The sequence below is a fragment of the Variovorax sp. NFACC27 genome (assembly GCF_048301545.1).
Lineage (GTDB): Bacteria > Pseudomonadota > Gammaproteobacteria > Burkholderiales > Burkholderiaceae_C > Variovorax > Variovorax gossypii.
In genome coordinates, this window is record NZ_CP157613.1 from 1044356 (window position 1) to 1065686 (window position 21331).

Consider the following 21331-nt stretch of genomic DNA (forward strand, 5'->3'; position numbering starts at 1 on the left):
CGCCCTGCGCCGCATCGGACCTCTCGGTCCGCCTTCATTCCCCACACACGCACCCACCACGCCCCGGCCTCTCTGGCCTGAAGCGTGGTGGATGCGCGCGCGGATCTGGATCGCCCGTGGGGGCCGGCACTTCATGGCGCTGCCGTCAACGGCTGCGCTCACAAATAGAGGATCAACTTTGTCCATTCCAACAATGGCGCGGGCACAGGCTCGCCCATCCGCCAATTCGCCGCCACAAAAGCGGTCGAATCACTCTGCCGGAGCTTCTTCCGAGCAGGACACCCGCACCTATCACCTGGTGCGTGTCAGTCGCAACCGCAAGACCGGTCCGATCCCGGTGACAACCACGAGTGCGAACTCGTGTCCGCCGAACTGCAGCTTCAAAGGCAATGGCTGCTACGCCGAAAGCGGCCCCCTGGCCATCCATTGGCGCCACGTGTCCAAGGGGCTACGAGGTCACACGTTCGATGAGTTGCTGCAGGAGATCGCTACCTTGCGCCGCCACGCCCTGTGGCGCCACAACCAGGCGGGAGACCTGACGCCTGAAGCGCCCGGTGTCATCGATGCCCGAATGCTCACACGGCTGGCCATGGCGAACCGGGGGCGCCGTGGATTCACCTACACCCACTATCCGCCGACATCCGTCAACCAAGTGGCAATCCTCAATGCGAACCGGCTTGGCTTCACGGTCAACCTCAGTGCCGAGACCTTGGTTCAAGCCGATGCGTATGCGGACCTCGGTATCGCGCCCGTGGTGGTCGTCCTGCCTCAGAGGCTCACCAAGCCCATCCGTACGCCAGCCGGGCGCCAGGTGATTGTCTGCCCCGCCAGCACCGGAAATTCCGATTGCCTGAACTGCGGCATCTGCCAGCAGCGCGATCGCGCCGCCATCGTGGGCTTCCCGGCCCACGGCGCAGGCGCACAGCGCGTGCAGGCGATTTTCTTCGAAGGCAGGCCCTCATGAGAAGACTGCTGAACGGGGCCGCAGCGTCGGTCACGAGTAACCAGAACGAGATCTTCGTGCTCGACGAGGCGTTTCTTCAGCGAGTGGATCGCGTGATGCTGCAGCGCAAGCAAACCGACCCGTTCCAACGGGAAGCGGCCTGGCGCGCCACCGAAGAGGAAGTGCGGGTGAAACGACTCCGGCTGCAGCATGAGGACCCTGTTCGGAGCGAGCGGCGCTGAATGGCGATCCGCCCACCGCAAGGGCTCCTCTCGCTCTCACGGCCTTTTCCCGACGGCACAAGCCCCGGCTCCCACCGGGCTTGTTCTTTGGGGGCTCAAAAACCTGAACTACCAACCATGTAGAAAGAGAAAGGACATTGCCATGGGAATTTTCTACGGGCCGATCGAGTACTTGAGGGCCTTTGCGCTGGTGCTAGCCACCGGGATCTTCTTCGGCTTCGGGCTGGGGTGGCATTTCTGCCAGTACTTCCGCTGGCGCGCGTCGCACGCTTATCGCTGAAGCCGAGTGGCTCCTTCCGGAATGGAGCTGTTCACTGCGCCTGCGAGAGCTTGCTCGCACACTCGACGAGCGACTTTCGTTGCTTCAGGTTCAACTGCCCAAACCACAAGATGAGCTTGGCCAAGTCGTCATCCGGGGCATAGAAATATGCCACTGGCACATTGAGCTCGGAGGCCAATCGCTGAGCGAATGCCATGTTGGGCTCATGAATGCCGCTCTCGTAGCGGGAGATGCGCGCGCTCGCGGTCCCTTCGTCCAACCCGGCCTTCACACCGAGCCGATCCTGCGGCAACCCGGCAGCTACCCTCGCCATGCGAAGGCGTACTCCAAAAACAGAGCGGGCAGGACTGAGAGAAGGCACTATTACGATATTCGTAACAAGAGGCGACCTCGTCTCTACGTTTAACGTAGAATTTTTCGGTATTGGCGCGCCCGGGTATGCAAGGTCGATCTCCACCACGACCTCGCGCCGCGTTCATCGGCCGACTTCGCTTCAAGTTCACTTCCTTCAAGGCTTTTCATGAAAACCATGCTCGGCACCGTCTTCGCCGCGCTCATCGCGATCGTCTTGACGCCCTTGGCGCTTGCCAAGGGCATCGATCCGCTCATCAACCCCGATGCCGTGAGGCACCAGATCGACCGATCGGCCATGGAGATTCAGCTGCAGGGCTGGAGTCGCGACCTCAAGTACCCGGTCTATCCGATCCAGGTGCAGGCGGGCGGCAGCGGCGTGTACTACACGACCACCGAACGCGTGAAGGTCTACAAAGAATTCGACTTCGACGAACTGCGCTGCGAGATCGGCGATGCCGACCGCGCTGTGCTCAAGGCGCCTGGCTATGCCTGCGCCGATGGCGTGTGCATGACCAAGGAAGGTGCCGTGCTCGGCACCGATCCCCGACGGCCGGTGAACAAGAAGCATCGCTGCTGACAGGTGTCGGCCGCGCCGTCAGATCTCCAACCCTCTTTTAACTTTTCATTCCATCTCAACAATGACTCTCAAAGCAAAACTGATCGCAGGTTACGGCGGTGTCGGCGTCCTCGTTCTGCTCTACCAGTGGGTCTTCGTCTCGGGCGCGAGCTTCGGCGTAGCGTTCGGCAAGGCATTGGTCTGGCCGGCCGTGATCTTCCCGGCGCTGGGCGGATTCATCGGAGCCATCCTCCTGATCGCGATTTTGGTAGCCATCTACCTCGCTTGAGGAACGGGGCCCAACATGCCACAGAGTTCCTCGCGGCTACCGCGCTTCGTCATGCTTTCTGTATTCGCGTGCGCCGGGATGACGGCCTGCTCCGGCGACGAAAGCCGCATCTATGACGCCTACAAATGCGCCAACGTCGCGCAGATCCTCGGGCGCCACGAGCAGGCCGGCGCTGCCGTCATGAAAGTCAAACCGCTTCTGGATCAGAAGACGGGTAACCCGGGCCAATACATGATGGGTTTACGGGACAAGTTCACGGACGACATGGCGCTCTACAAGCTCAGCCCCCGCGGCCAAGCCGAGAAGATCAGCGACATCTACGAGTCTGGCACTTGCCAGAAGCTCTACCAATAGCCTCCGGCCATGCCCAATCTTCCGGTTGGGCGTGGTCGGTATGCCTTCTTTTTTTGGGGAGTCCACCCCGGCATTCCTCAAGCAACTGCTTCTTCAAAGCCATGAATCATTACGAAGTGCTGGGCATACGTCCCAGCGCCTCCCAGCAGGAGATCGAACTCGCCTACAGGGGCCGGCGCACCCAGTACCACCCTGACAAGTACGCCACTGCCGATGTCGACACGGTGAAGTGGGCAACCAACAAAATGCAGGAGGTCAATGCCGCCTATGCGGCGCTGTCGGATCCTGTCGGGCGAAAGGCATTCGACTCGCGCCCCCAAGCGGATGAGGGCCCGAGACAGCCACGCGCGACTGAAAAACGTCCAGTTCGCACTAGCCTTCAGGAACTTCTTAGCACGCGGCTGGCTCCCTATGTCGGCTTCTCGCGGATTTACTTCGCTCCTCGCATCCCGGTCAAGAAGCTCAGTGCCGCTCGCGGCAACTACGCTGTTGACCTTAAGGAAGAAGATGTTGTCGCGCTCATCGACACCACGGTATTTGGCGGGGCCAAAGAAGGCATTGTTCTGACGCAGGAAGGGGTGCGGGTCAAGGAGCTGATGTCTGCGGCTGTTGACTTGCCGTGGACCGACATCCGCTCTCTCGACATCCGCGGGACGGCCATCTGGGTCAACGGCCATCAGGTCGCCGACTGTCCGATGGTCGACAAGCCTGAACTGGAGCGACTTTTCGCGGTCGTCCGGGAGTTTCTAAGGGAGCCAAGCCCGAACGGCGCTTCGGGCGCCGCAAGTGAAGCTTCGCATGCGGCCTCCAATCCAGCCCCATGGACCGATCCGGTCCTGAGCCACGAGGTTTATGTGGCGGCGAAGCAGCGCCTCATCGAACTGTCTGATCTGCTGGAACCAGTCGAGCAGGAAGTGGGAGAGGAGTGGCTGGACCGGCAGGCGCTGGCGAACCTCTTTGAGTTGTCTGGTGAAGCGCTGGGCGACCCCAGAAAGGCGAAATTGGCCTATCGGTGGGTCCTGGAGGTTGGACGTCTTTGCGAAGCTGCGGTCACTTCTTTGAATCAGGGAGGGAGGTCAATCGACCAGGACCTGTTCCAGGGAAACTGGGATGAGCCCGTTGCGATTCGAGATCTGCGTTCGGTGCTGAAGAACCTTTTTTCAATGATCCACGAGGAGCGCGAGAAGGAGCGGGCCAATCGGTTCTTTGAAAGATAGGTCACAGGCATAGAGGTGGAGGCGGTGCTCCTGCCGCCCGAGTTTCTGCGGTTCTATTGCGTGGACAGGCGCTCCGCGATTTCGCGTGCGCCCAGGCTTCGCACCGCCGCGAGACTTTCGAGTTGCGTCGCTCGCGGACGTGCTTTACCTTGCTCCCAGTGGTAGATGGTCTGCCCCGAGACACCCACCAGTTGCCCATAGCTTGCGGCGGACAGTTCAAGCTTTGAACGGTGTGCCACCAACCTCGTCGCACTGAATCGGCGCTTCGTGCCGGCTTCTTCATCCTCCAAACTTTTGACTGTGTCGGAGCGCGTCGCGCCCTTCGCAACACGACGAAGTTCTTTCTCCAGGGCGCTTACCTGGCGGCGCAGTTCGGCGATCGAGGCGCGATGTGCGACCGAGGCTTTTTTGAGCGTTTCGATTTCAGCTCGTACTTCCTTGCGGGCGACGCGAGAGATTTCGGATTTGAGGATAGAGGCGATATTTGGCATGAAGGGATTGTGTCGTTGCATTGCCGCCTTGCCAGCAGGCGGATTTCCTTAGAGTGAACGCTTCTGCGCACACATGATTCCCGCGGAAAGCTCCCGCCACCGCGCTGTCGGGCGATTGTGCATCGTCTTGGGGTCAGTAACTCACTGACGGCTGAGACGGTTCACTCGGCCTCCAGATCGGGAAGAAGCGCTTCTTCTTCTCGGAAAACATGTGCGTCAACAGTTCTCGCTGCAGCGGTAGCAGTTTCTCAGGACGGCCACCCTTTTTCGGGTCCTTTGCCTTAGGCCAGCCTCCCTTGTTCAACAGGCGATCCTTCGTCCCTGTCTGGGCCTCGGCGTAGTAGCAACCCTTCCCGGCGTAGCGCGTCACCACGCTGCTCAGAATCTTGCGCTTGGCCAAGTCGTGTCGGTGAACCATCCCGACGCCTACCGCTTTGTGCTTGCCTTGCTTCGCGTCGAGATTGCAATTGTGGTAGCGACCGTTGTCACCCGTGATCTCCTTCAGCCAATTCAAACCGATCGCCGTTGCAATGCCAACGTCGTTTTGATGATCGTCACCGTTCAAGAACAGCGTGACGTGAAAGTGCCAGCCGGTCTCGATTCCGTATTCGGTGCCGATGATGTACCCGGCAATCGGCTGGGGCTTCTTCTTTGCATCTCGATCCTTCTGCGACTGAATCACCTTGGGAAGAACACGATTGAGGAACTTGATCAGTGTCTCGCGGTAGGCGCGTGCTTGGGTCCAGTCATGCGCCGGGGCAAACCCTTCGATGAACATGCAATCGACTCGAATCACCAGGAGACGCGAGTGACGACGGAATTGAGCATCGGTGTAGCGCCGGATGCAGGTAAGGTTGCGCCGCACCTTATCTTGATGAAGTTTGACTGTCTTGCGAAAGGCCGGCTCACGCGCTCCTGAGCGCAATGCCGCAAGCATTCGCTGTCGAGCTTCAGCGTACTGCTTGTGCTCCGCCTTGCTTAGTGCTTTGCCCAAGGCCCTCCAGTTAAACAGGCGCTCTCTGGCAGCGCACTGGATGAAGAGCTCGACGTAGGGGTGAAGGCGATGCTTTGGAAGGTTCTCCTGCAGTTGTTGTGGTGTCAACCAGAGTGCACGTTGAACTCGCTGGTCTAGCTTTGATCCGAAGCGCTGAACGGGGGACTTGCTTGGTGCGCACTGAGAGGGCCCCTCTGCGAGCAGATCGCGGGTGAGGCCGACAATGTCTTCAATGTGCTTGGCCGTCTGAAAGCCAGACGGTATGCGAAGGCATTCCTTCCCATTGAAGGTATCGTGGTAGATCATGCTGATGCACAAGGCACGCTTGTCACTAAACGATGGTGACGAAGGCGGACAAGATGATGGTGTTGCTATGAAGTTGGTCATTTGGGTGAATGTCATAGTGGGAAAGTCCACGCGTCTGATGGCAACTAGATACAGATCCGAATGAGATCGATAATCTCGACGGAAAGAGGGTCCTGGGACGGGGTAGATAATTTCGAATGAGATAAAGAGATAATCCGAAACCTCTTCTCCCCAATGAAGCGAAGATGTCCAGGGGAATCACGTATCTATTGCCATAGATATGACATCAGGTCGATAAAAAGTTATCACGCTCGACGGGTGTGTTTTCGAGGTAGTGAGCAACGATTCCGAAAGCGCGGCGCTGGTGCAAAGTTGGCTTCGCCTTTCCCGCACGCATCCGCTGCTGTGCACTTCAATCGAGGTCAGGAGCGCGTGGATGACGCAAGCGATGAGGGGGCGCACTACAGCTGGAATTTGAGCGACAGGCGTTGATTGAGCGCTGCCAAGAAATCGGGTCGGTGGTGCACACATCGGCGGTGCTCGAACAGACCTTTTCGACTGGACCAAGGCCAGTGCCGGAACAAGTTCGCCAACGTTGAGAGCAAGCCGCCGAGCATCGAGCAGACGGCGATTCTCCAGCTGCGTGCCGAGCTAGTACGCGTGCAGACGTCGCGTACTTTTCGGATGAGCGGCGACGTATTTCGTGAGCGTAGCGGCGAAGTGCGCCTGCATTCAAAAAGCTATCGATGCAAAAGCACGATGCGCTTGGCTGTCGTCGCTCGCGCGATGCTTGCGCATGTTGGAGGCGACCATGGCTATCGTGTCCGAATGCGACTCGAGTAGAAGGCGTTGGAGTAGTTGCGCGGGGCGGTATGCCTCCAGCCAGATCGAGCCCTGCTCGGGGCAACGTGCTGTTCATGCGGGTCCCGTCGACGCTGCGGCAGCGTGGCCGCTGGCTGCTCGTCGGTCCGGTCGAGCTACAAGCCGCTTGGCCTGAAACACCTTCAAGGGACGTCAGGTTCACTGAGTCATAAAACAATGCGATTCCATGCGATTTGTCGCATGGAATCGCATTGTTTCGGAAGTCGAAGCGGCCGAAGCCGCCTCCCGCGGGAGCGCTCAGAGCGCGCCGAAGTTGGGACCGCGATAGATGAAGCGGCGGCGACCGAGCCGGCCGATCCACACTTTGCTGCCAGCGGTTAGGTAGTCTAAGACCTCGTCGTAGCGCGAAGCAGGGCGGATCGGGCCATTTCGCAGAATCTCATTGCGGGGAAGCGGCTGATTGCCGTTCCCGTAAAAGAGCGTCTGGATGTAGTGCTCCAACGCCTTGGCATCGGCTTGAAGTTGCGTCACGCCGCTTTGATGCCCGAACAGGCGCTTGAATTCATCGATATGCCAGCAAATGATCAAGAATGCGCATTCCAAGGCGTTGAGACTGATCTGCCCCTGCTGCTTGGTGAAAAAGTGCAGTAGCGCCGCGAGGCGACCCGTCATTTCCATCGACTTCGATGCGAAATCCTTGATGTCGTTCAAATAGCCGAACGGCTGCAACATCGCTTCCACCTGGTTCGTTAACGCGATCCAGCGTGTCACCGCCTCGGGCGAGAACTCCAGCACTTTGCGTTTGATCGGACCTTCGGCGAGCCGTCGGTCGTATTCTTCGAGCAACTCCTTGATGCTGCTGTGAAAGCCAGGGAGATAGACCCATTGCTCGTTGTACCAGTACACAAAGCGGAAGCCCTGCGTGGAGGGCGGAGCTCCCACCAGCACACGCGCCCAGAAGCCAGAACCGCGAGCGAGGTCGCCGTGACGGTGCAGGTAGTTCTTGAGCACGGCGGGCTGGACCATGATGCTCATGGTGCCTCGCGGATGGCGGGCGACGATGTGCACACCGCGTCCGCGATCAAGCGACAGCATTTTGGCGCCATCCCAGACCCGGTTGTGCACACTGAACGTCGTCATCGCACTGCCTTTGAGGACGGCCTCACCTTCGTCCGACATGAGCGCGATGGATTCGCAGTCACCCTCGAGTGCCTCGATGAGCGCGCGTTCGGAGATGTCCTGACGATGGAGTTGCCGCAGACGGGGTGTAATCGGCTTCTTCTTCTCGTGCGCCTCCCACTGCTGTTGGATCTCATCGGTCGGCTCGTCTTGGTGCGCGGCCTTCTTGAGCTTGCCCCGGAGTACCTGGTCTTTTGCTTGCCACACTTTCATGTCGCACATGTACTGCGAGAGATCCTTTTGGTACTTGACCGAGCGAGCCTCGTCATGAGCGTGAATGGGGGCCGACACGATGCCGTCGACTGCCGACTTGCGTTCGCCAGACTCTGCGATGGTCAAGAAGTTGGTCGAGACAGGACGGAGCTGGCCAGTGGGCAGCAGGACGTCGACGAGGCTCTGACTCGCCGCCGAGATGGCGGACAAGATGGCCATACAAATCAAAGCATCGGGAGCCTGCACCTTGGCTTGGATCTCCCCGACAAGACGCGCCAGTTCGGGGGGCAGCGCATCGACAGGGTAGGGAGGTGTGATGATGGGAGGGTTCACTTTTCGCTCCCTTCTTCGAGTTGGGCTTCCGTCGCGGGCGGCGTCATTTGCACTCCACCGCAGGACGAGCAGCGGAGGCCTTCCCCGTTTTCGTTGCGCTGAGCACGAGCTTCCTCGAGCAGCTTCTTGAATTTCGCCGGATGCAGCTTCAGGCCGTCGCGCCCGAGCGCTTCCAAGACAGCACGCTGCGTCACGCCGCGGGTGAGCGCCTGCTCGATGTTGGCATACAGCGCGGTGAACTTGGTGGCGGTGCTGCGCTCGCCCGTGGGCTGGAGCGCGTCGAGCGACTTCATCAGCGCATCGCGGCCTTCGAATTCGAGGGTGGTGGCCATGTCGCTCATTGCTGGCTCTCCTCGATCAGCGTCTTGATCGAATCGGCGGGCCACAAGAGTCGGCGGTTCAGCAGACGCAGCGGTTTGACACCGAAATAGGAGCCGTGGAGGCTCAGGCGCTTCCGAACGGTTTGTGCATTGACGAGTTGCTGCGTTGCAAACTCAGTGGTGGTGAGCCGGAAGCGATCCGCCGGATGGGGCAGAGCGCGGATATCAAGTGCCATGATGGCTCCTTCTGAACAGGTTGAAGAAACTTCGCGCCGGAAGGAGCCACGTCGTCAACGATGTTTCACGTCCGTCGCCGTGGCTCCATGCCGATGCGTGGAGCCAGTGTCAAATGGAGCGTTGTGCAGGAGGACGGGGTGAATGCCCGAGACCGGAAATGAATGCCAATGAAGGCGGGCTCGGTTCTGAAGTGCGAAGCTTGCTCGCGATTCGTTTAGCAGCCCACGCTCACCGACTTCGACTGGCGCTTCAATCCGAAGCTGCCCCGTCAGGCGTACTTCGAGCTGCACACGCTGAAGTTCATCGCTGACGGGGCCAACACCCTGATCATCGGCAAGCCAGGCGCCGTGAAGTCGCATGTTGCCAAGGCCGCCGCCTACCAAGCCACCCTGCAAGGGCATGAAGTTCGCTACGTCGAGGCCGACATCGAGTTGCCAGCTTCACACTGGCAAGCACCCAAGGTGCAGACGGCGCTGATGCGTGCGTACGTCGAATCTGATCTGCTTGTCTTGGACGATCTCTTCCTTGCGCGGTGAATCGCCGACGCCGCCAAGTTGCTCCAGGCCATCGTGCATCAGCGCTACAAAAGCTGCGGCAGCATCGTCGTGACCTCCAACCGCGTCGTGCAGGACGGGCGCAAATACCTTGGCGACGCGACCACGGGAACCACCGATCCTCGATCGGCTCATGCATCGTGCCGTCATGCTCGAATTCGAGGGCAGGAGCTATCGGCTGAAGGAGGCCGTTGCACGCCTGGCGATCGCCCCCGACGCGTGAGCGATCAATAACGAAACCCTCGTCCTGCCTGGAGGAATTTTGGTGTCCACTGGTGGGGGAGTTTGAAGTGTCGATCCGGGATCCAGTCAGCGAAGCTCAACGGACACGAGCCGCACGCGTACCTCAGCGACGTTCTCGAGCGCCTGCCCACCCAGCCCGCCAATCGCGTCATCGAACTGCTGCCGCATCGCTGAGTGTCGTCGGCAGCCTGATCTGCGACTGCCGTCAAGATGGGATCGCCACGCGCTTACAGCGCAACGCGCAGGACACTGGCCGACGATTTTTGGGGCAGGAGATCACGCGCCACAAAGAGTTGGCAGCCAACATGGGCATTGCGGTATATCTCGCTGATTTGGTCCGCCCTTGGCAGCGGTGTGGCAAGAAGAACCTCGACGGTCTGGTACGTGAGTGCCAGCGCCAATCGTGCAGACCATCCAGGAAAGCTTTATGCGATTGCCAACGAAATCAACGATTTTCCGCGCAAGGGCCTGGGCGAGCTAACGTCGCTGATCTATTGCGAGTTGCCGCCATTTGCGCCCAGCAAGTGCACCCTGTTGCGACGAAGGAACTGATCTAGAGCGTCACGAGTGTAGGGTGCCCAGATATGCGTCCCACACGGAACCTCCAAAATGTCAGGGTCCGTGAATCTGAGCGAGAAGTGATTTCCGCTCTTAGCCATTTCTAGTAAATGGTTCCACACGAGCCTTGGCTGTCGAATTCCAGTAGGCCAGGTCTTGTCTAGGGCCTCGGCGATTTCCATTGCAATGGGCAAGATGATCTTGCGGTTCTCGACTAGGACCTCCATGCGCTTGAAAAAATGCCCAGGACTTGGTTGCTGGGCGTTTGGAAGCGAGGTTTCGATCTCGAGCGGGGGTTGCCTGCTGCGTTCAACGGCGGCATGCTGTTCCAACTCAAGGAGGCGTGCCACCACGTCTTGCGGTGCAGGGCCTGCTTTTTGGAACCCTGCGAGGCGAAAGAAGTAGTGGAGAAGTTCAGGAGGAGCAATTGCTCCCCTATAAGCCTCTTCGCACCAGAGTAGGAAGTCGATGGGCGCCTGCTCCGTCGGTACGTCGGACCTGGAGCCGTCATCGTCCTCATAGCTTTCAGCCCATTCTTCCATCACAGAACAAGCGCTACGCAGTTGATTTAACGAGGCGGCAACGGCTGGATTCAGTAGCTGGCTACCTTCGTCAGGGATCTTCGTGGCGTAAGCAGCAGGTTGTACTCCGCTAATGAGCATTGCGCCGACCGCAATGGTCCACGTAGGGCGTTGCAAGAACTCAATGATTGTGGCGTTGACGCGGTCGAGTTTTTTCAGCTCTTCTACGGTGAGATCTATCGAGTCCATGTTCTTTCGCACTATGAGTAATTTTTTGGGCTTGTCGCTTCTCGTTCCGGCCGCTCTTGCGCCGAGACCAGATTCAGGGTAAAGGTTTTCACCGGAAAGCAAAGGGATCGAGCACCGTCAAGATCGTGACCTTGCCCTCGACTCTCGGCTCCCATAGCCGAGGTCATTATGCGTCTCACCTTTTCCTGCGCAGCGAGTCAAGCCCTTCAGCTTGCGTCGGGCTGACATAGCCCTGCGTCGAGCCCCGCTGGCGATGATAGTGAAATCGTCGATTGCGTCGCGCGGTGCCTCGAAGCACCGGCTAAGCTTACTGTTCTTGTTACGGTAAGTTCCAGGCAAAACAGGCAATAGTGGGACCGCTCATAGGGCCGCTCGGGTAGCGAAGGGGAACTCGACTTTCCCCTCTTTTAATACCCATGCCTCAATCTGATCGTGCCATTTGCGCAGTAGGTCTAGTGGACGGCGGCGGTAGTGCTTCTCGGCGATCGCGCTGGGTTTATGCCCCTGGATCTGGGCGATGACACCGGCTGGGGTCTCACACCATTCGGACAAGGTGCCAAACGATCGGCGCAAGCCGTGCAGCGTGATGTGCGGCAAGCCAGCTTGCTCGAGTGCCCTGCTGTGGGCACTGCGCGGCTCTGCGAGCCTGCCAGTTGCCGAGGCGGGGCTTGGAAAGACCCAAGGTGAAGGGCTCCAGGTGAGGCCTCGTGCTTCGAGGCGTTTGAGTTGTCGCCGAGGCGGCGATACTTCGTTCAGCCGCTTGAGTTCGAGCAGTAGGCTGGACAGATAGGGGGTGAGTGGGACGGTCCGCCCTCCCGCACCTTCCACTTTGTCGTTAAGCGTCAGGCTGCGCCAGCGAAAATCCACGTCTTCCCAGCGCAGCGCCGCCAACTCTTCCCGCCGTGCGCCAGTGATGAGTAGGCCTTGGAGGTACGCGCTAATGACCGGGTTGTGGATCCCGCGCACGCTGGTGAACCAGGAGACCAACTGTTCCCGTTGCAGGCAGTCGCCCTCTTTTGCCCTCACGCGCGGGACAGCGTCTTTCACCCCACGCGTTTGGTAACTATCGGCGGGAATGAGCCCCTTGTAGGCCGGCATGTCTTGCGCCCAGCGGATGAAGCCTCGCAGCAGCCGAAACGACAGTGCGGTCATCGTCGGACGGGTGGCGGTCTCGGCCGTGAGCCATTGTGCGATGCGTGGTCCCGTGAGGTCGGGTAGCCGGAGCGCGCGCAGTGCGGCCAGCGGACCAGCCTGGGTGAGGCCTTGCCCCCGCTTCCTCGCTACCCCGCCTTCCGAGGCGTGCTGCACGTGGTCGCGGGAGTGGCGTTCGCTCCAAAACAGTTTGCGCTCTTGGATGTAGGCGTCCCACGCCTGGCCAAAGAGCACGTCTTGGCGTGCGGCCTCTTCTCGGCGAGCCTCCAAAGCCTGGCGCTGCTCGGCCTTCACTTCCCTGGGGTCCTTGCCCTCGTCCACGAGCATCTTGAGGCGGCAGGCTTCCGTGCGCGCTCTGCCCAACTCCCAGGCGCGTGCATCACCGATCGTGATACGCAGCGTCTTGCTGAACAGGCGGGACTCGAAGATGTAGGAGCGAGCGCCGGCCGCAGTGACCCGCAAGCCGAAGCCGGGGGTCTTGGCGTCCCAATGGATGGTTTGTTGTTTACCGGGCTCGCAGGGCAGGTTCTCTACCCGTGCAGTGGTCAGAGTCAGTTTTGTCGTCATAGGTGCCTACACAGTGCCGTGTAGGCACCATGTAGGCATTCTAGAGCAATCTGGGTCAACGACAATCCGCATGAAAATCTTTCAATTATCAAGTAAGTGTTTGATTTTAAAAGAAATTGTCGCATGTATCAACTTAAGTCATCACAAAGGAAATGCCTACTTGTGCAGATTGAAAATCCGCGTGTCGGTGGTTCGATTCCGCCCCAGGCCACCAGTATTCGCAAGGCGCTACAGCTATCAAGGTTGTAGCGCCTTTTGCTTTTTATTCCCACGGTGGGATTTCAGCTCAATCCACGTCGCGTCGAAACGCGCGAACGGTCATAGATCTTCGCGGTCGTTTTCACGTCGGCGTGCAGTTCTGGCAGCCCACCGTACTGGGCCTTGTGCTGGGTCGTGTAGTACGCCCGAAGGTCGTGGAACGTGAAGCGGCGCGGAATGATCTTGTCCTCCAGCGCTTTGGCCATGGCCCGCTGCCAAGTCGATGCGAAGCCGTCGTCCGTGTAGGGGTTGCCATCCCTCGTGGTGAAGACGTGCAAGCACTCTTCCGGCCGCGGCAGAGCGCGCAGTCGTCGCACCAAATCCTCCATGCCCGCGGTGATCGTGATGCTCTCCACGCGCTTCGCGCCACCGTGCTGCTTGGCCCGCATCAGTCGGATCCTCCCGAGCTCGTCGTCGATTTGCGGCAAGGTGAGGTGAATGAACTCGATGCGACGCGATCCAGCCATTGCTGCGAATTCGGCCATGAGGGCAATCACCTTGCGTTGTGGCCCCTGCCCATTGAGCCAGGCGATGAATGCTGCAAACGTCTCCGGCTCCGGCGCTTCGGTGCGTGGCCGCTCAAGATTGCGCTTCACCTGCTTGCACGGATTCACGTCGATGTCCCCGCGCTCGACCGCCACGGTCATCAGGTTGGACAGCAGCGCGATTTCGCGATTGGCCCGCACCGGTGCATCGGCCCGCTCGATGCGCAGATAGCGCGCGATGTCCGCGGGTCGCACAACACGCGCAGAGACCTTGCCCATCACCTCGAGCAGCTTCACGCTGTACTTCGCATAGTCCTCCTTGGTGCGCTCGCCCAGGCGCTTCCACTGGGGCATCGTCTGGTACGTGCGCCAGAGTTCGGTGATGGTGCCGGTATCGTTGCTCACGCCGTTGAGGTCCAGCACCTTCTGGATCGCCGCGCGCTTGTCCTGGCCGAGGTTGATCGGCTTGCCTCCAACTGGGTGATACCGGTACGTCACCTTGTCGCTGCCTGTATGGGGGCGCGCCTCCATTCGGGGCAGGAGTCCGAAGCCCGATGCCCTCTCCCTCTTTCGGCCCATCACTTACTCCAGTTGAAGCCGCTTGGCGCGACGTACTCGCCCTTGCCGTTGAGGCGCTCTTCGACCATGCGCCGGCCGACAAGGGGAAGGCCGTCAGGGCGCCGCGGCAGCTCCTTCACGCCCAGCAACACACAGAGGTGGCGCATCTGCGCATGGCGCTGCTTGAGTGGTGCGCAGATCTCGTCAATCTCTTTGGCCGACAGGAATGGTGCCATTGCGACGACTTCTGTCATGGCTTCAGCAGTCCCCCCAGAATCTCCAGCGCCTGCGCACGCGACTCGGTGTGTGCGATCGCAGCCATAGCCTCGCGGATAGTTTCGTTGCGGGCCTGCGCAGCCGCGTCGGTGCTATCCGCCCGGCCGGAAGTCTGAGTAGGCCCTTCAACGGTCACTGAGATGCAGCCGTTCTTGCTGCAGTGCTGGACCGTCTCGCAGGCGCTGCAGATCTCGTGCTTCATGTCGACACTCCCGTGCGCGCGGCCTCGGCTTCAACAGCGTGCACGATCGCATTCCGGATGTTCGCGCGAGCTCCCACGGGAACAGCCTGCCACACGGCCGGGAAGGCGACGTCGATGTGCTCCATCACGGTGAACGCCACCATGTCGGCGTCGATCTTGACCGCAGGCCTAGATACGAGCCGGAGCGTCGGCCTGTTACTGGTGGTGGTGCTCATGCTGCGGCCCTTCTGGCCTGGGCCGCTTGCTCGTTGTCCGCATCGATTTGTGACTTTGCCACGGTCACGAGGGTCTCGACCGCATAGAGCAGTCCATCATCAAGGCTGTCCGTGTTTACCGCGCGGATGATTCCCAGCAATCCTGCGAGCTCGTTGCTTGCATCGTCGTGCAGGGGCTTCGAGAGCGTACCGTTCACGTAGGCGGAGTTCGCTTGCTCTACCTTCTCCACTGCCTTTTCGATCAAGCTGTGGATGCCCCAGTGCATGTCGGTCGCCGCAGTGTCCGCCGCAGCTTGAGCAACATCTCGCGCCTGCAGGATTACGCAGTACGGGTCATGCTCCTCAATGGCCGGTGCTGCGGGAGCCTTGTGAAGTACTTCGTTCGTGGTCGATTCCAGCACAGGCGAATCTTCGCTTTCCGAGGGATCCTCCGGCAGCAGCTTGGTCAGCTCTCCACAGGAATCCAGTTCAGTGTGCGCCGCATCCAGCAGTGCATGACCTTCGCGCAGCGTGTGTTCGAGCACCGTGCCCTTGGCGAGGGCGATCACCGCCTCGATGACCGCCAGAGGAGGGAACAACGCCTCGTATGTGGCCTCTGCGCTACCCTTCGTGAGCGAAGGTCGGAAGACTGGCTCGAGCGCGGACGGTAGCCACGAAAGGCATAGTTGGTTCAGCACCATTTCCGCCGGCGAACTGGGTTCTGCCGCCTCGAGCGCCATCACGAGTTTGGCCTGAGCTCGCTTGATTGAGCCGATGACGGAGTTCGTGCGATCCGCCAGCGTAGCGGCAGGAGCCTTCGGTTTGGCCTTGGTGGTGGTCGCGGCGCTCATCGCTCGTCCCTCACGATCAGCGTGAAGTGGCCGTCCAAGAAGTGCTGCAGCGTCTCATTGCTCGGGTAGACCATGCTGTCGTCTGCGCCGCCGAGACGCATCGCACACCACACGACCTCTGCAAGTTGTTGGATCTGGCTCAGGATTCCGCAGTAGACCGGCCAGTCATCGGAGCCGTCGCGCATGTGGTACGTCTTGAGCGCCTTGGCCAACTCCTGAATGCTGTAGTTGGCATCGAAGGCAATGCGCATGCGCTTGTCGGCGTCGGTTTCCTCGTTCTCAGCCTGGTGCAGCATCGAGCGCGTCGGTTCGCTGGCGGCGGGGGCTGCATCGGTGCGGATCGCTTCGTAGATGCGCTCGACGTCGAAGCCCCCGCAAAGCGTGGAGGTCAGGCTATCGATGATGTGCAACGCATGGCGCAGGTGCCCTTCGACGTTCGGCCCTACTTTGTCCGCGGACAGATCGAGGACACCGCAAATGAGGGTCTCCGTATCGAACGCTGCCCGCTCGACTTCTTGCTTCGGCTCCTGGTTGCTGGTCTGGCCGAACGTGTTGATCGCCAAGCGCATCAAGCGCTTCGCCATCCCGCAGGCGTCATCGCGTTCTTCTTCGTCGAGCTGTTCTGCGCGCTCGAGCAGTCGGCAGACTGCATCGCGTGACTCAACGAAGGCAGGGCGCCAGTCTTGAGCCTTGTTCTCGATGGCCGGCTGGTTGCCGGATGTGGAGGGCTTGGTGACAGCAGTCACCGTGCCGGCGACAGGTGTTGCGGTCTTTTGTGGGCGCGTGCTAACATTTCCCATGATTTGGGTTCCTTGCTAGGGTTCTCGGGTCACAGAAGGGGCTGACCGTTGGCGCGGTTTGGCCCCTTCGCCTTTTGAGCCTCACCTTTCTACTTTCGTAGTCCGCTGTGAGGCGAAGCGGTCACTCGCTAGGGTGTTCTTTGCATGCCGTTAAGGCTATTCGAGTCGCCCAAAAATTGCGACCCACTGAAAAGTCACGAAAGAGTTACTCCAGAATTGGACGTTTTGTCTGGCGCGGCGCGCGAAATCGTGCTGCGCAAGCGGCTCACGATCTCGCCGTTCAGACTGCGGTCCGACTCCTTGCACGCGGCCTGCAACGCAGCATGTACATCGGTCGGGATGCGAACCTGTATGCGGGTATAGGTGGGTTTCTGTTGTGACATATAAATGGTGTCATTAATGTGATTGTGTGGTTGACACGAATTCAGTGTCAAGGGGGTGTGACACTGTTTCGGTGTAAATTCCTCGCATGGAAGAAGACCGCTATACCCGTATCACCTTGCGACTGCCGAAGGAGTTGCATGCGCGACTGGATGCAGCGGCGGATCGAACCTCTAAGAGCCTTAACGCCGAGATCGTCGGCAGGCTCGAAGAATCGTTCGTGATGAATGTCGATGCGCTCACCTCGAGTCTCATTGCCGAATTGCAGAAGACACAACAGGAGCTGACGAAAAGCCGTCTGCGGGCTGCTGTTGATGACGCTCGCCATCGGAAGCGTGGAGCGACGGCCGCCCTTGAAGAGGCGCGGCGCACCAAGGCTGAGCCCTCGTTGCTCCGTAACCTCGAAGCAGAAGCGGTTTCTGCGCACGCGGATCTGGTTGAGGCAGAGGAGCTTTTGGCTGGGACATTGGCCATCCTGGACAACTCGTTCCCGAGTCCTGGCCCAGAGGCGGCGGAATATCTGATCCATACGAAAGACCGGGACTTTCGCAGGATGTTGAAGCAGGACGACGACAAGCCGTCTGATGCGAATGAAGCGCGGGTGCCGATACGGCGACGGAAGCTGACCTGACTTCACGCCCACCTCCAGATGCGCCGGAGCACCAACCCCAGGGCGAACAAGGGCAGCATCAAAGCCTTGAGCGCGAGGCGCTTCAATTCGCGCACTCCGGTGCCACCCGGTCGAGCGCCTTCACCATCTGCTCGACGAGGCGGGTGCTCTGGGCTTGGGCGGGGTGCACGTCGTCGGCCATGTCGGCGGCGACGACAGGCACCGCGCCCCAGTCCGCGAAGGTGGCGCCTTCTTCGGCAGCCACGCGGCGCGCGATGGCGTCGTAAGCGTCGCGGTTTGCCACTGCCACGCGGGCCTGCGAGATGCCGGTGACGATCGGCTTCTTCCCGAGTGCCTTTACGCGCTGCACCATGGCACGCAGCGGCGCTTCGTAGGGCAGGGAGTTCCCGGCGTCATTCAGGCCTTGCTCCAGCAACACGATGTTCGTGTCGATGCCTTCATTGAGCATCGCCGGCAGCCGCTGCTGGGCGTTGTCGCCCGCGACGGACCGGTCCACCACGCGGTATGCGGGGCGCAGGCGCTGGATTGCCGCGGCCGGCGGTTCGGCGACGCGGACCGAGCTGAAGGTCGAGCCGTTGAGGATCGAGTCGCCGTAGAGGGTGACGCTGCAGTCACGCGCCGGGGCTGCGGGCGCTGGTGCAGGAGCCACAGAGGGCGCTGCGACGGGTGCCAAGGGCAGCATCGGCATGCCGCCGCCGGAAGCACCGCCGCCACCCCCGCCGCCGCAGGCGGTCAGAGCGCCTGCGAGAGCGACAGCGGAAACACTAAACGCGGCCTTCACGATGCCACCTCATCACGCTGGCGGCGGTGGTACTCGACGGCATCGGTCAGCCCGCGGCGCGGCACTGCGCAGGGAACCATGGTGCGGCAGACGTGCGCCCGGACGGCGTACAGGTGCACGTCGGCGTGCACGAAGCCGTGCGGGTCAGCGGGCAGTGCCGCGGCGGCCTGGTCGTACAGACGCGCAGCGGTGCGCCACTGCATCTTCGTGCTGGCGGGGTGGGCCGCCTTGGCCAGGGTCAGAGAGGTTTGGTAGGCCTGTCGTCCAGCGCCAGCCTGTTCATGGGTCATCGTTCACTCCGTCTTGCTAGGGACGGAATGAATGTAAGTCAGCTAATGAAGTATTGCAAGCAAACTTACGTGCAATTTGTAAGCATGCTCAAAAAAGCCCGCTCTCGGCGGGCTGCTCTGGTGCTGTCTGCTGTTTAGCTGGGTGAGGCGTCCGGTTTCTCTTGGCTCATCGACTGCAGGATGAGCGCGTACCGCTTCGCTGTCTCTTGGGCGATGCCTGGATGTGTCAGATCCTGAATCAGTCGGCGGGCAAATTCCAAGAGGGTTGAGGTGGGCATCACGACAACACCCACTGGCCGAATGCCTTCCAGCCCGGCGCCTGTTTCTTCCGCCAGGACCACTTTGGTGGTGTGGATGCCGTAGACAGCATCCATCACGAGGTCCGCGTAGATGTGCGGGACGCCTTCCGGAACCCGAGGCCGCACGGGCTGTTCCTGCAGCTGCTTCGCGGCGCGACGTTTCGGCGGTGAAGAGTCGCCGGTTTCAGTGGTGGGCGTTGATGCCTCCGTGCGTTTGGTCGTGTCGCGTTTTCTCGTGGTGGCCATATTCATCCTTTGGATACGCCCGTGGCACGACAAATGGTCTCGGCGAACGGCTCGGCAGTCAAAGCCGGAGTGCCGACATCGCGAGTGAGTCGGGCAAACTCCGGATAGCTCACGAACTTGACGAAGAGCGCGAGATCGAGTGCGTGAGCTGCCTTCACGAGCTTGGATAGTTGGACATCCCCGCCTTCAGTGTCCTCAAGCTTGGAGACTGCAGATTGTTGCGTTCCCATGCGGGCGGCGAGCTGCGCTTGGGTCAGGTTCTGGGCTTCGCGATTGACGCGCACCCCCCAAGCTATGAGGTTCTCTACGGTCGCCTCCATGGCGGCCCGCCGATATTCCTCGTCTTGCCATTCGGGTGGAAGCGGGTAATTGGCGAATGTGTTCGCTGAGTCAGCGAGATGGTGCGGCAGCCTATAGGACCGGCCAAGGACAGACGATAGTTCGTTCATCGAATCGACCGTCAATGCTGGAGCGGCATTTCCGAACTCGTTCTTCGTAATCGGATGGGTGGTAGACATTGTCCTTCTCGAAGCCTTCAAAGCATATCACGTATGCGTGATGTTTAAGGTCATGGTATCCGAAGATTCGATGCTGAGCGCCGTTCTCGTCCTTGAACCGTATCACGTAAAGGTGATCGCCCAAAGGACTGGCCTCTGGGCGGTCCCACTTTGTCGCCGGCTTGTCGCGGAGGAACTTCATGTTCACGTCGCGGCGAGCTCGTGCTTTGGCGGAAAGCCCAGCATTCCATTTTTCATGGTCGTTTCGCCCGCTGTCGGTCAGCCAAAGTCGAAACTCCCAGGCGGTGAATTCGCGCCGTACCGATCCCTGAAGCAGTTTCTCGAAATCAGTAAGTGGCGCAGGGGTAGGGGCTCGTGAGCGTGCGCGAGACATGGCTGATCAGTCTGGACGCCACTGGCTGGGAGACACGACGGCACCTACAGGCTGCATACCTTCGAGCTCTGAAAGCTCGAAGGTCATCCGCTCGCCACCATTGACGCTCATCACCTCGATGGAGTCTTTCCGCCGGAACAGCAGTTCCTTCACCATCTTCCGACCGTCGTTGAACTTCAGCAGGACGTACTCGCCCTCGTGCGGAATGCCATTGGGCTTGATGAGCACGTACCAGCCATCACGGATGGCGGGAAACATGCTCTGTCCTCGAACTCGAAGGCCATAGGCGTTCGGATCATCGACGGCGATTTCGATGTGGCCATCGCCGGCGCCAACGACGGCGCTGATTTCTTCGTAGTAGCCGTTCTCGCCCATCCTGGCGGTGCCTACCACCGGGACGCGTCGGATTTTGTTCATAGTGCCGGCGAATTCCGGCTCTACATCGGTCGCGGCACCGGCTTTCTTGGGCCCTTTCCCTTTGGCCAGCCACAATGCATTGAAGCCACTCCCTTGCTGGAGCTTGATTGCTGGTTCAATGCGAATGCTTGCGGTCTGCCCGTTCAGCCACTGCGAAACAGCCGAAGACGACACGTCAGCGCGCCTGGCGATCTCGCCGATCGACCAGCCGGTCTCAGCCATCAACTCTCTAAGACGGTCTTCTAGGGTGTTCATGTAAGGCGAATTAAATCGCTTATATAGTTAAGGGTGCTTGCGAATATCTGTTAGCATCCTTATCATCGCGGGACTATGAAAAAGTCTCGCGCACTCGAACTGCTCGGCGGCACCGTGGCAACCGCTGCTGAAGCAATTGGAATTTCGTCTGCTGCAGTGTCGCAGTGGCCCGAAGAGTTGCCATCGCGGCTAGAAGACCGTGTGGTTGCGGCGCTCGCCCGCAAGCAACTTCCCCCGGACGCCTTGGGCGCTGAGCCGGTCGCCACGCCGGCGGCGGACTGAAGTGCGCCCTTACCGTGAACTCCTGCGCTGCAGCGTGCGGGCAGTCGGCGCCACGGCGACCTCGTGCGCCACGAAGCGCAGCACCACGTCGCCGTCCTGCCAGCGCACATCCAATCTCGTCGTTCGCAACGTGATGCGCGGCGGCTGCCCTGGCGTGGGGCTCGCGTTCGTGCTGATCGTGGAGCGGCTGGACGTGTGGATCAGGTCGGGGTCGTGCGCCGGGGCTTGGGCGGGATGGCGTGTGTTCATGGAGATGAAGT

Annotated in this window: 28 protein-coding genes and 2 pseudogenes; 10 read left to right on the forward strand and 20 right to left on the reverse strand. The window is 60.3% G+C overall.

Annotated features, from left to right (window positions below):
• Nucleotides 1–91 precede the first annotated feature (91 nt).
• The 3 genes from ABL840_RS04805 to ABL840_RS04815 all read left to right on the forward strand — a co-directional run bounded on the left by ABL840_RS04805 (nt 92) and on the right by ABL840_RS04815 (nt 1465).
• Nucleotides 92–964 carry a DUF7227 family protein gene (locus ABL840_RS04805; RefSeq protein ID WP_228121889.1) on the forward strand — a complete coding sequence of 291 codons (873 nt, stop codon included), beginning with the start codon at nt 92–94 and terminating at the stop codon, nt 962–964.
• Entirely contained in the window at nt 961–1185 is a 225-nt protein-coding gene (locus ABL840_RS04810) for a hypothetical protein (RefSeq protein ID WP_093299138.1), read from the forward strand. Before ABL840_RS04805 ends, ABL840_RS04810 begins: the two co-directional genes overlap by 4 nt.
• A 142-nt stretch (nt 1186–1327) precedes the next feature.
• Nucleotides 1328–1465 (forward strand): hypothetical protein, encoded by a 138-nt coding sequence (locus ABL840_RS04815; RefSeq protein WP_176947366.1) that lies wholly within the window; start codon nt 1328–1330, stop codon nt 1463–1465.
• Between the two features lie 31 nt (nt 1466–1496).
• Here the strand turns inward: ABL840_RS04815 and ABL840_RS04820 are convergent, their stop codons facing one another.
• Nucleotides 1497–1778, reverse strand: coding sequence for a helix-turn-helix domain-containing protein (locus tag ABL840_RS04820; RefSeq protein WP_093299141.1), 282 nt, complete (start codon nt 1776–1778; stop codon nt 1497–1499).
• Nucleotides 1779–1985: 207 nt separating this feature from the next.
• On the opposite strand from ABL840_RS04820, the gene ABL840_RS04825 reads away from it, so the two are divergent.
• The 4 genes from ABL840_RS04825 (at nt 1986) to ABL840_RS04840 (ending at nt 4235) form a co-directional block, all read left to right on the forward strand.
• A complete protein-coding gene (locus tag ABL840_RS04825; RefSeq protein ID WP_093429387.1) occupies nt 1986–2396 on the forward strand; it encodes a hypothetical protein in 411 nt (136 codons plus the stop codon).
• Between the two features lie 61 nt (nt 2397–2457).
• Entirely contained in the window at nt 2458–2664 is a 207-nt protein-coding gene (locus tag ABL840_RS04830; protein ID WP_093299146.1) for a hypothetical protein, read from the forward strand.
• Nucleotides 2665–2679: 15 nt separating this feature from the next.
• The gene (locus tag ABL840_RS04835) at nt 2680–3018 is read left to right on the forward strand and encodes a hypothetical protein (protein ID WP_093299148.1); all 339 of its coding nucleotides are present in this window, start codon (nt 2680–2682) and stop codon (nt 3016–3018) included.
• Between the two features lie 101 nt (nt 3019–3119).
• The gene (locus tag ABL840_RS04840) at nt 3120–4235 is read left to right on the forward strand and encodes a J domain-containing protein (RefSeq protein ID WP_093299150.1); all 1116 of its coding nucleotides are present in this window, start codon (nt 3120–3122) and stop codon (nt 4233–4235) included.
• 53 nt (nt 4236–4288) lie between these two features.
• Here ABL840_RS04840 and ABL840_RS04845 read toward each other — a convergent pair whose 3' ends face one another.
• The 5 genes from ABL840_RS04845 to ABL840_RS04865 all read right to left on the reverse strand — a co-directional run bounded on the left by ABL840_RS04845 (nt 4289) and on the right by ABL840_RS04865 (nt 9129).
• Nucleotides 4289–4726 (reverse strand): helix-turn-helix domain-containing protein, encoded by a 438-nt coding sequence (locus ABL840_RS04845; RefSeq protein ID WP_093299904.1) that lies wholly within the window; start codon nt 4724–4726, stop codon nt 4289–4291.
• Between the two features lie 133 nt (nt 4727–4859).
• Nucleotides 4860–6122, reverse strand: a complete 1263-nt coding sequence (locus ABL840_RS04850) for a YagK/YfjJ domain-containing protein (protein WP_093299152.1) — start codon at nt 6120–6122, stop codon at nt 4860–4862.
• Between the two features lie 1023 nt (nt 6123–7145).
• Nucleotides 7146–8573 carry a YfjI family protein gene (locus ABL840_RS04855; RefSeq protein WP_228121887.1) on the reverse strand — a complete coding sequence of 476 codons (1428 nt, stop codon included), beginning with the start codon at nt 8571–8573 and terminating at the stop codon, nt 7146–7148.
• Entirely contained in the window at nt 8570–8914 is a 345-nt protein-coding gene (locus ABL840_RS04860; RefSeq protein WP_093299155.1) for a hypothetical protein, read from the reverse strand. Before ABL840_RS04860 ends, ABL840_RS04855 begins: the two co-directional genes overlap by 4 nt.
• A complete protein-coding gene (locus tag ABL840_RS04865; RefSeq protein ID WP_093299157.1) occupies nt 8911–9129 on the reverse strand; it encodes a DNA-binding protein in 219 nt (72 codons plus the stop codon). The genes ABL840_RS04860 and ABL840_RS04865 overlap by 4 nt, the downstream gene beginning before the upstream one ends.
• A gap of 225 nt (nt 9130–9354) precedes the next feature.
• On the opposite strand from ABL840_RS04865, the pseudogene ABL840_RS04870 reads away from it, so the two are divergent.
• Together ABL840_RS04870 and ABL840_RS04875 are read left to right on the forward strand one after the other, a co-directional pair.
• A pseudogene (locus tag ABL840_RS04870) lies at nt 9355–9907 on the forward strand (ATP-binding protein); the annotation flags it as partial.
• Between the two features lie 80 nt (nt 9908–9987).
• Nucleotides 9988–10101: pseudogene (locus ABL840_RS04875) on the forward strand (transposase domain-containing protein); the annotation flags it as partial.
• Nucleotides 10102–10418: 317 nt separating this feature from the next.
• Here the strand turns inward: ABL840_RS04875 and ABL840_RS04880 are convergent.
• The 8 genes from ABL840_RS04880 to ABL840_RS04915 all read right to left on the reverse strand — a co-directional run bounded on the left by ABL840_RS04880 (nt 10419) and on the right by ABL840_RS04915 (nt 16598).
• The gene (locus tag ABL840_RS04880; RefSeq protein WP_093299160.1) at nt 10419–11255 is read right to left on the reverse strand and encodes a hypothetical protein; all 837 of its coding nucleotides are present in this window, start codon (nt 11253–11255) and stop codon (nt 10419–10421) included.
• A 360-nt stretch (nt 11256–11615) separates the two neighbouring features.
• On the reverse strand, nt 11616–12974 hold the full coding sequence (locus ABL840_RS04885) for a tyrosine-type recombinase/integrase (protein ID WP_093299162.1): 1359 nt from the start codon (nt 12972–12974) through the stop codon (nt 11616–11618).
• A 281-nt stretch (nt 12975–13255) separates the two neighbouring features.
• Nucleotides 13256–14248 (reverse strand): tyrosine-type recombinase/integrase, encoded by a 993-nt coding sequence (locus ABL840_RS04890; protein WP_418116200.1) that lies wholly within the window; start codon nt 14246–14248, stop codon nt 13256–13258.
• 47 nt (nt 14249–14295) lie between these two features.
• Nucleotides 14296–14529: a hypothetical protein gene (locus ABL840_RS04895; protein ID WP_093429384.1), complete on the reverse strand. Its 234-nt coding sequence runs from the start codon at nt 14527–14529 to the stop codon at nt 14296–14298.
• Complete coding sequence (locus ABL840_RS04900) at nt 14526–14753, reverse strand: hypothetical protein (RefSeq protein ID WP_093299171.1); 228 nt, start codon at nt 14751–14753, stop codon at nt 14526–14528. The genes ABL840_RS04895 and ABL840_RS04900 overlap by 4 nt, the downstream gene beginning before the upstream one ends.
• Nucleotides 14750–14968 (reverse strand): hypothetical protein, encoded by a 219-nt coding sequence (locus ABL840_RS04905; RefSeq protein WP_093299173.1) that lies wholly within the window; start codon nt 14966–14968, stop codon nt 14750–14752. The genes ABL840_RS04900 and ABL840_RS04905 overlap by 4 nt, the downstream gene beginning before the upstream one ends.
• On the reverse strand, nt 14965–15798 hold the full coding sequence (locus ABL840_RS04910; protein WP_093299175.1) for a hypothetical protein: 834 nt from the start codon (nt 15796–15798) through the stop codon (nt 14965–14967). Before ABL840_RS04910 ends, ABL840_RS04905 begins: the two co-directional genes overlap by 4 nt.
• On the reverse strand, nt 15795–16598 hold the full coding sequence (locus tag ABL840_RS04915; RefSeq protein ID WP_093299178.1) for a hypothetical protein: 804 nt from the start codon (nt 16596–16598) through the stop codon (nt 15795–15797). The genes ABL840_RS04910 and ABL840_RS04915 overlap by 4 nt, the downstream gene beginning before the upstream one ends.
• A gap of 469 nt (nt 16599–17067) precedes the next feature.
• Here ABL840_RS04915 and ABL840_RS04920 point away from each other — a divergent pair, with 469 nt between their 5' ends.
• Nucleotides 17068–17610 carry a toxin-antitoxin system HicB family antitoxin gene (locus tag ABL840_RS04920; protein WP_093299180.1) on the forward strand — a complete coding sequence of 181 codons (543 nt, stop codon included), beginning with the start codon at nt 17068–17070 and terminating at the stop codon, nt 17608–17610.
• 82 nt (nt 17611–17692) lie between these two features.
• Here the strand turns inward: ABL840_RS04920 and ABL840_RS04925 are convergent, their stop codons facing one another.
• The 6 genes from ABL840_RS04925 to ABL840_RS04950 all read right to left on the reverse strand — a co-directional run bounded on the left by ABL840_RS04925 (nt 17693) and on the right by ABL840_RS04950 (nt 21320).
• The gene (locus tag ABL840_RS04925) at nt 17693–18391 is read right to left on the reverse strand and encodes an SGNH/GDSL hydrolase family protein (RefSeq protein WP_143042882.1); all 699 of its coding nucleotides are present in this window, start codon (nt 18389–18391) and stop codon (nt 17693–17695) included.
• A complete protein-coding gene (locus tag ABL840_RS04930; RefSeq protein WP_093299185.1) occupies nt 18388–18681 on the reverse strand; it encodes a hypothetical protein in 294 nt (97 codons plus the stop codon). The genes ABL840_RS04925 and ABL840_RS04930 overlap by 4 nt, the downstream gene beginning before the upstream one ends.
• Nucleotides 18682–18815: 134 nt before the next feature.
• Complete coding sequence (locus ABL840_RS04935) at nt 18816–19226, reverse strand: hypothetical protein (RefSeq protein ID WP_093299186.1); 411 nt, start codon at nt 19224–19226, stop codon at nt 18816–18818.
• A 2-nt stretch (nt 19227–19228) separates the two neighbouring features.
• Nucleotides 19229–19744, reverse strand: a complete 516-nt coding sequence (locus tag ABL840_RS04940; protein ID WP_093299189.1) for a helix-turn-helix domain-containing protein — start codon at nt 19742–19744, stop codon at nt 19229–19231.
• A 379-nt stretch (nt 19745–20123) separates the two neighbouring features.
• Entirely contained in the window at nt 20124–20789 is a 666-nt protein-coding gene (locus ABL840_RS04945) for a S24 family peptidase (protein ID WP_093299191.1), read from the reverse strand.
• Nucleotides 20790–21080: 291 nt separating this feature from the next.
• Complete coding sequence (locus ABL840_RS04950; RefSeq protein ID WP_093429382.1) at nt 21081–21320, reverse strand: hypothetical protein; 240 nt, start codon at nt 21318–21320, stop codon at nt 21081–21083.
• Between the last annotated feature and the right edge of the window lie 11 nt (nt 21321–21331).

Coding starts and splice junctions, on each gene's coding strand:
- ABL840_RS04935 (WP_093299186.1), bottom strand. CDS start 19,226: ATGGCCACCACGAGAAAACGCGACACGACCAAACGCACGGAGGCATCA.
- ABL840_RS04890 (WP_418116200.1), bottom strand. CDS start 14,248: ATGGAGGCGCGCCCCCATACAGGCAGCGACAAGGTGACGTACCGGTAT.
- ABL840_RS04820 (WP_093299141.1), bottom strand. CDS start 1,778: ATGGCGAGGGTAGCTGCCGGGTTGCCGCAGGATCGGCTCGGTGTGAAG.
- ABL840_RS04880 (WP_093299160.1), bottom strand. CDS start 11,255: ATGGACTCGATAGATCTCACCGTAGAAGAGCTGAAAAAACTCGACCGC.
- ABL840_RS04860 (WP_093299155.1), bottom strand. CDS start 8,914: ATGAGCGACATGGCCACCACCCTCGAATTCGAAGGCCGCGATGCGCTG.
- ABL840_RS04810 (WP_093299138.1), top strand. CDS start 961: ATGAGAAGACTGCTGAACGGGGCCGCAGCGTCGGTCACGAGTAACCAG.
- ABL840_RS04830 (WP_093299146.1), top strand. CDS start 2,458: ATGACTCTCAAAGCAAAACTGATCGCAGGTTACGGCGGTGTCGGCGTC.
- ABL840_RS04815 (WP_176947366.1), top strand. CDS start 1,328: ATGGGAATTTTCTACGGGCCGATCGAGTACTTGAGGGCCTTTGCGCTG.
- ABL840_RS04900 (WP_093299171.1), bottom strand. CDS start 14,753: ATGAAGCACGAGATCTGCAGCGCCTGCGAGACGGTCCAGCACTGCAGC.
- ABL840_RS04905 (WP_093299173.1), bottom strand. CDS start 14,968: ATGAGCACCACCACCAGTAACAGGCCGACGCTCCGGCTCGTATCTAGG.
- ABL840_RS04865 (WP_093299157.1), bottom strand. CDS start 9,129: ATGGCACTTGATATCCGCGCTCTGCCCCATCCGGCGGATCGCTTCCGG.
- ABL840_RS04850 (WP_093299152.1), bottom strand. CDS start 6,122: ATGACATTCACCCAAATGACCAACTTCATAGCAACACCATCATCTTGT.
- ABL840_RS04920 (WP_093299180.1), top strand. CDS start 17,068: ATGGAAGAAGACCGCTATACCCGTATCACCTTGCGACTGCCGAAGGAG.
- ABL840_RS04825 (WP_093429387.1), top strand. CDS start 1,986: ATGAAAACCATGCTCGGCACCGTCTTCGCCGCGCTCATCGCGATCGTC.
- ABL840_RS04945 (WP_093299191.1), bottom strand. CDS start 20,789: ATGAACACCCTAGAAGACCGTCTTAGAGAGTTGATGGCTGAGACCGGC.
- ABL840_RS04840 (WP_093299150.1), top strand. CDS start 3,120: ATGAATCATTACGAAGTGCTGGGCATACGTCCCAGCGCCTCCCAGCAG.
- ABL840_RS04805 (WP_228121889.1), top strand. CDS start 92: ATGCGCGCGCGGATCTGGATCGCCCGTGGGGGCCGGCACTTCATGGCG.
- ABL840_RS04930 (WP_093299185.1), bottom strand. CDS start 18,681: ATGACCCATGAACAGGCTGGCGCTGGACGACAGGCCTACCAAACCTCT.
- ABL840_RS04910 (WP_093299175.1), bottom strand. CDS start 15,798: ATGAGCGCCGCGACCACCACCAAGGCCAAACCGAAGGCTCCTGCCGCT.
- ABL840_RS04845 (WP_093299904.1), bottom strand. CDS start 4,726: ATGCCAAATATCGCCTCTATCCTCAAATCCGAAATCTCTCGCGTCGCC.
- ABL840_RS04885 (WP_093299162.1), bottom strand. CDS start 12,974: ATGACGACAAAACTGACTCTGACCACTGCACGGGTAGAGAACCTGCCC.
- ABL840_RS04940 (WP_093299189.1), bottom strand. CDS start 19,744: ATGTCTACCACCCATCCGATTACGAAGAACGAGTTCGGAAATGCCGCT.
- ABL840_RS04895 (WP_093429384.1), bottom strand. CDS start 14,529: ATGACAGAAGTCGTCGCAATGGCACCATTCCTGTCGGCCAAAGAGATT.
- ABL840_RS04950 (WP_093429382.1), bottom strand. CDS start 21,320: ATGAACACACGCCATCCCGCCCAAGCCCCGGCGCACGACCCCGACCTG.
- ABL840_RS04835 (WP_093299148.1), top strand. CDS start 2,680: ATGCCACAGAGTTCCTCGCGGCTACCGCGCTTCGTCATGCTTTCTGTA.
- ABL840_RS04915 (WP_093299178.1), bottom strand. CDS start 16,598: ATGGGAAATGTTAGCACGCGCCCACAAAAGACCGCAACACCTGTCGCC.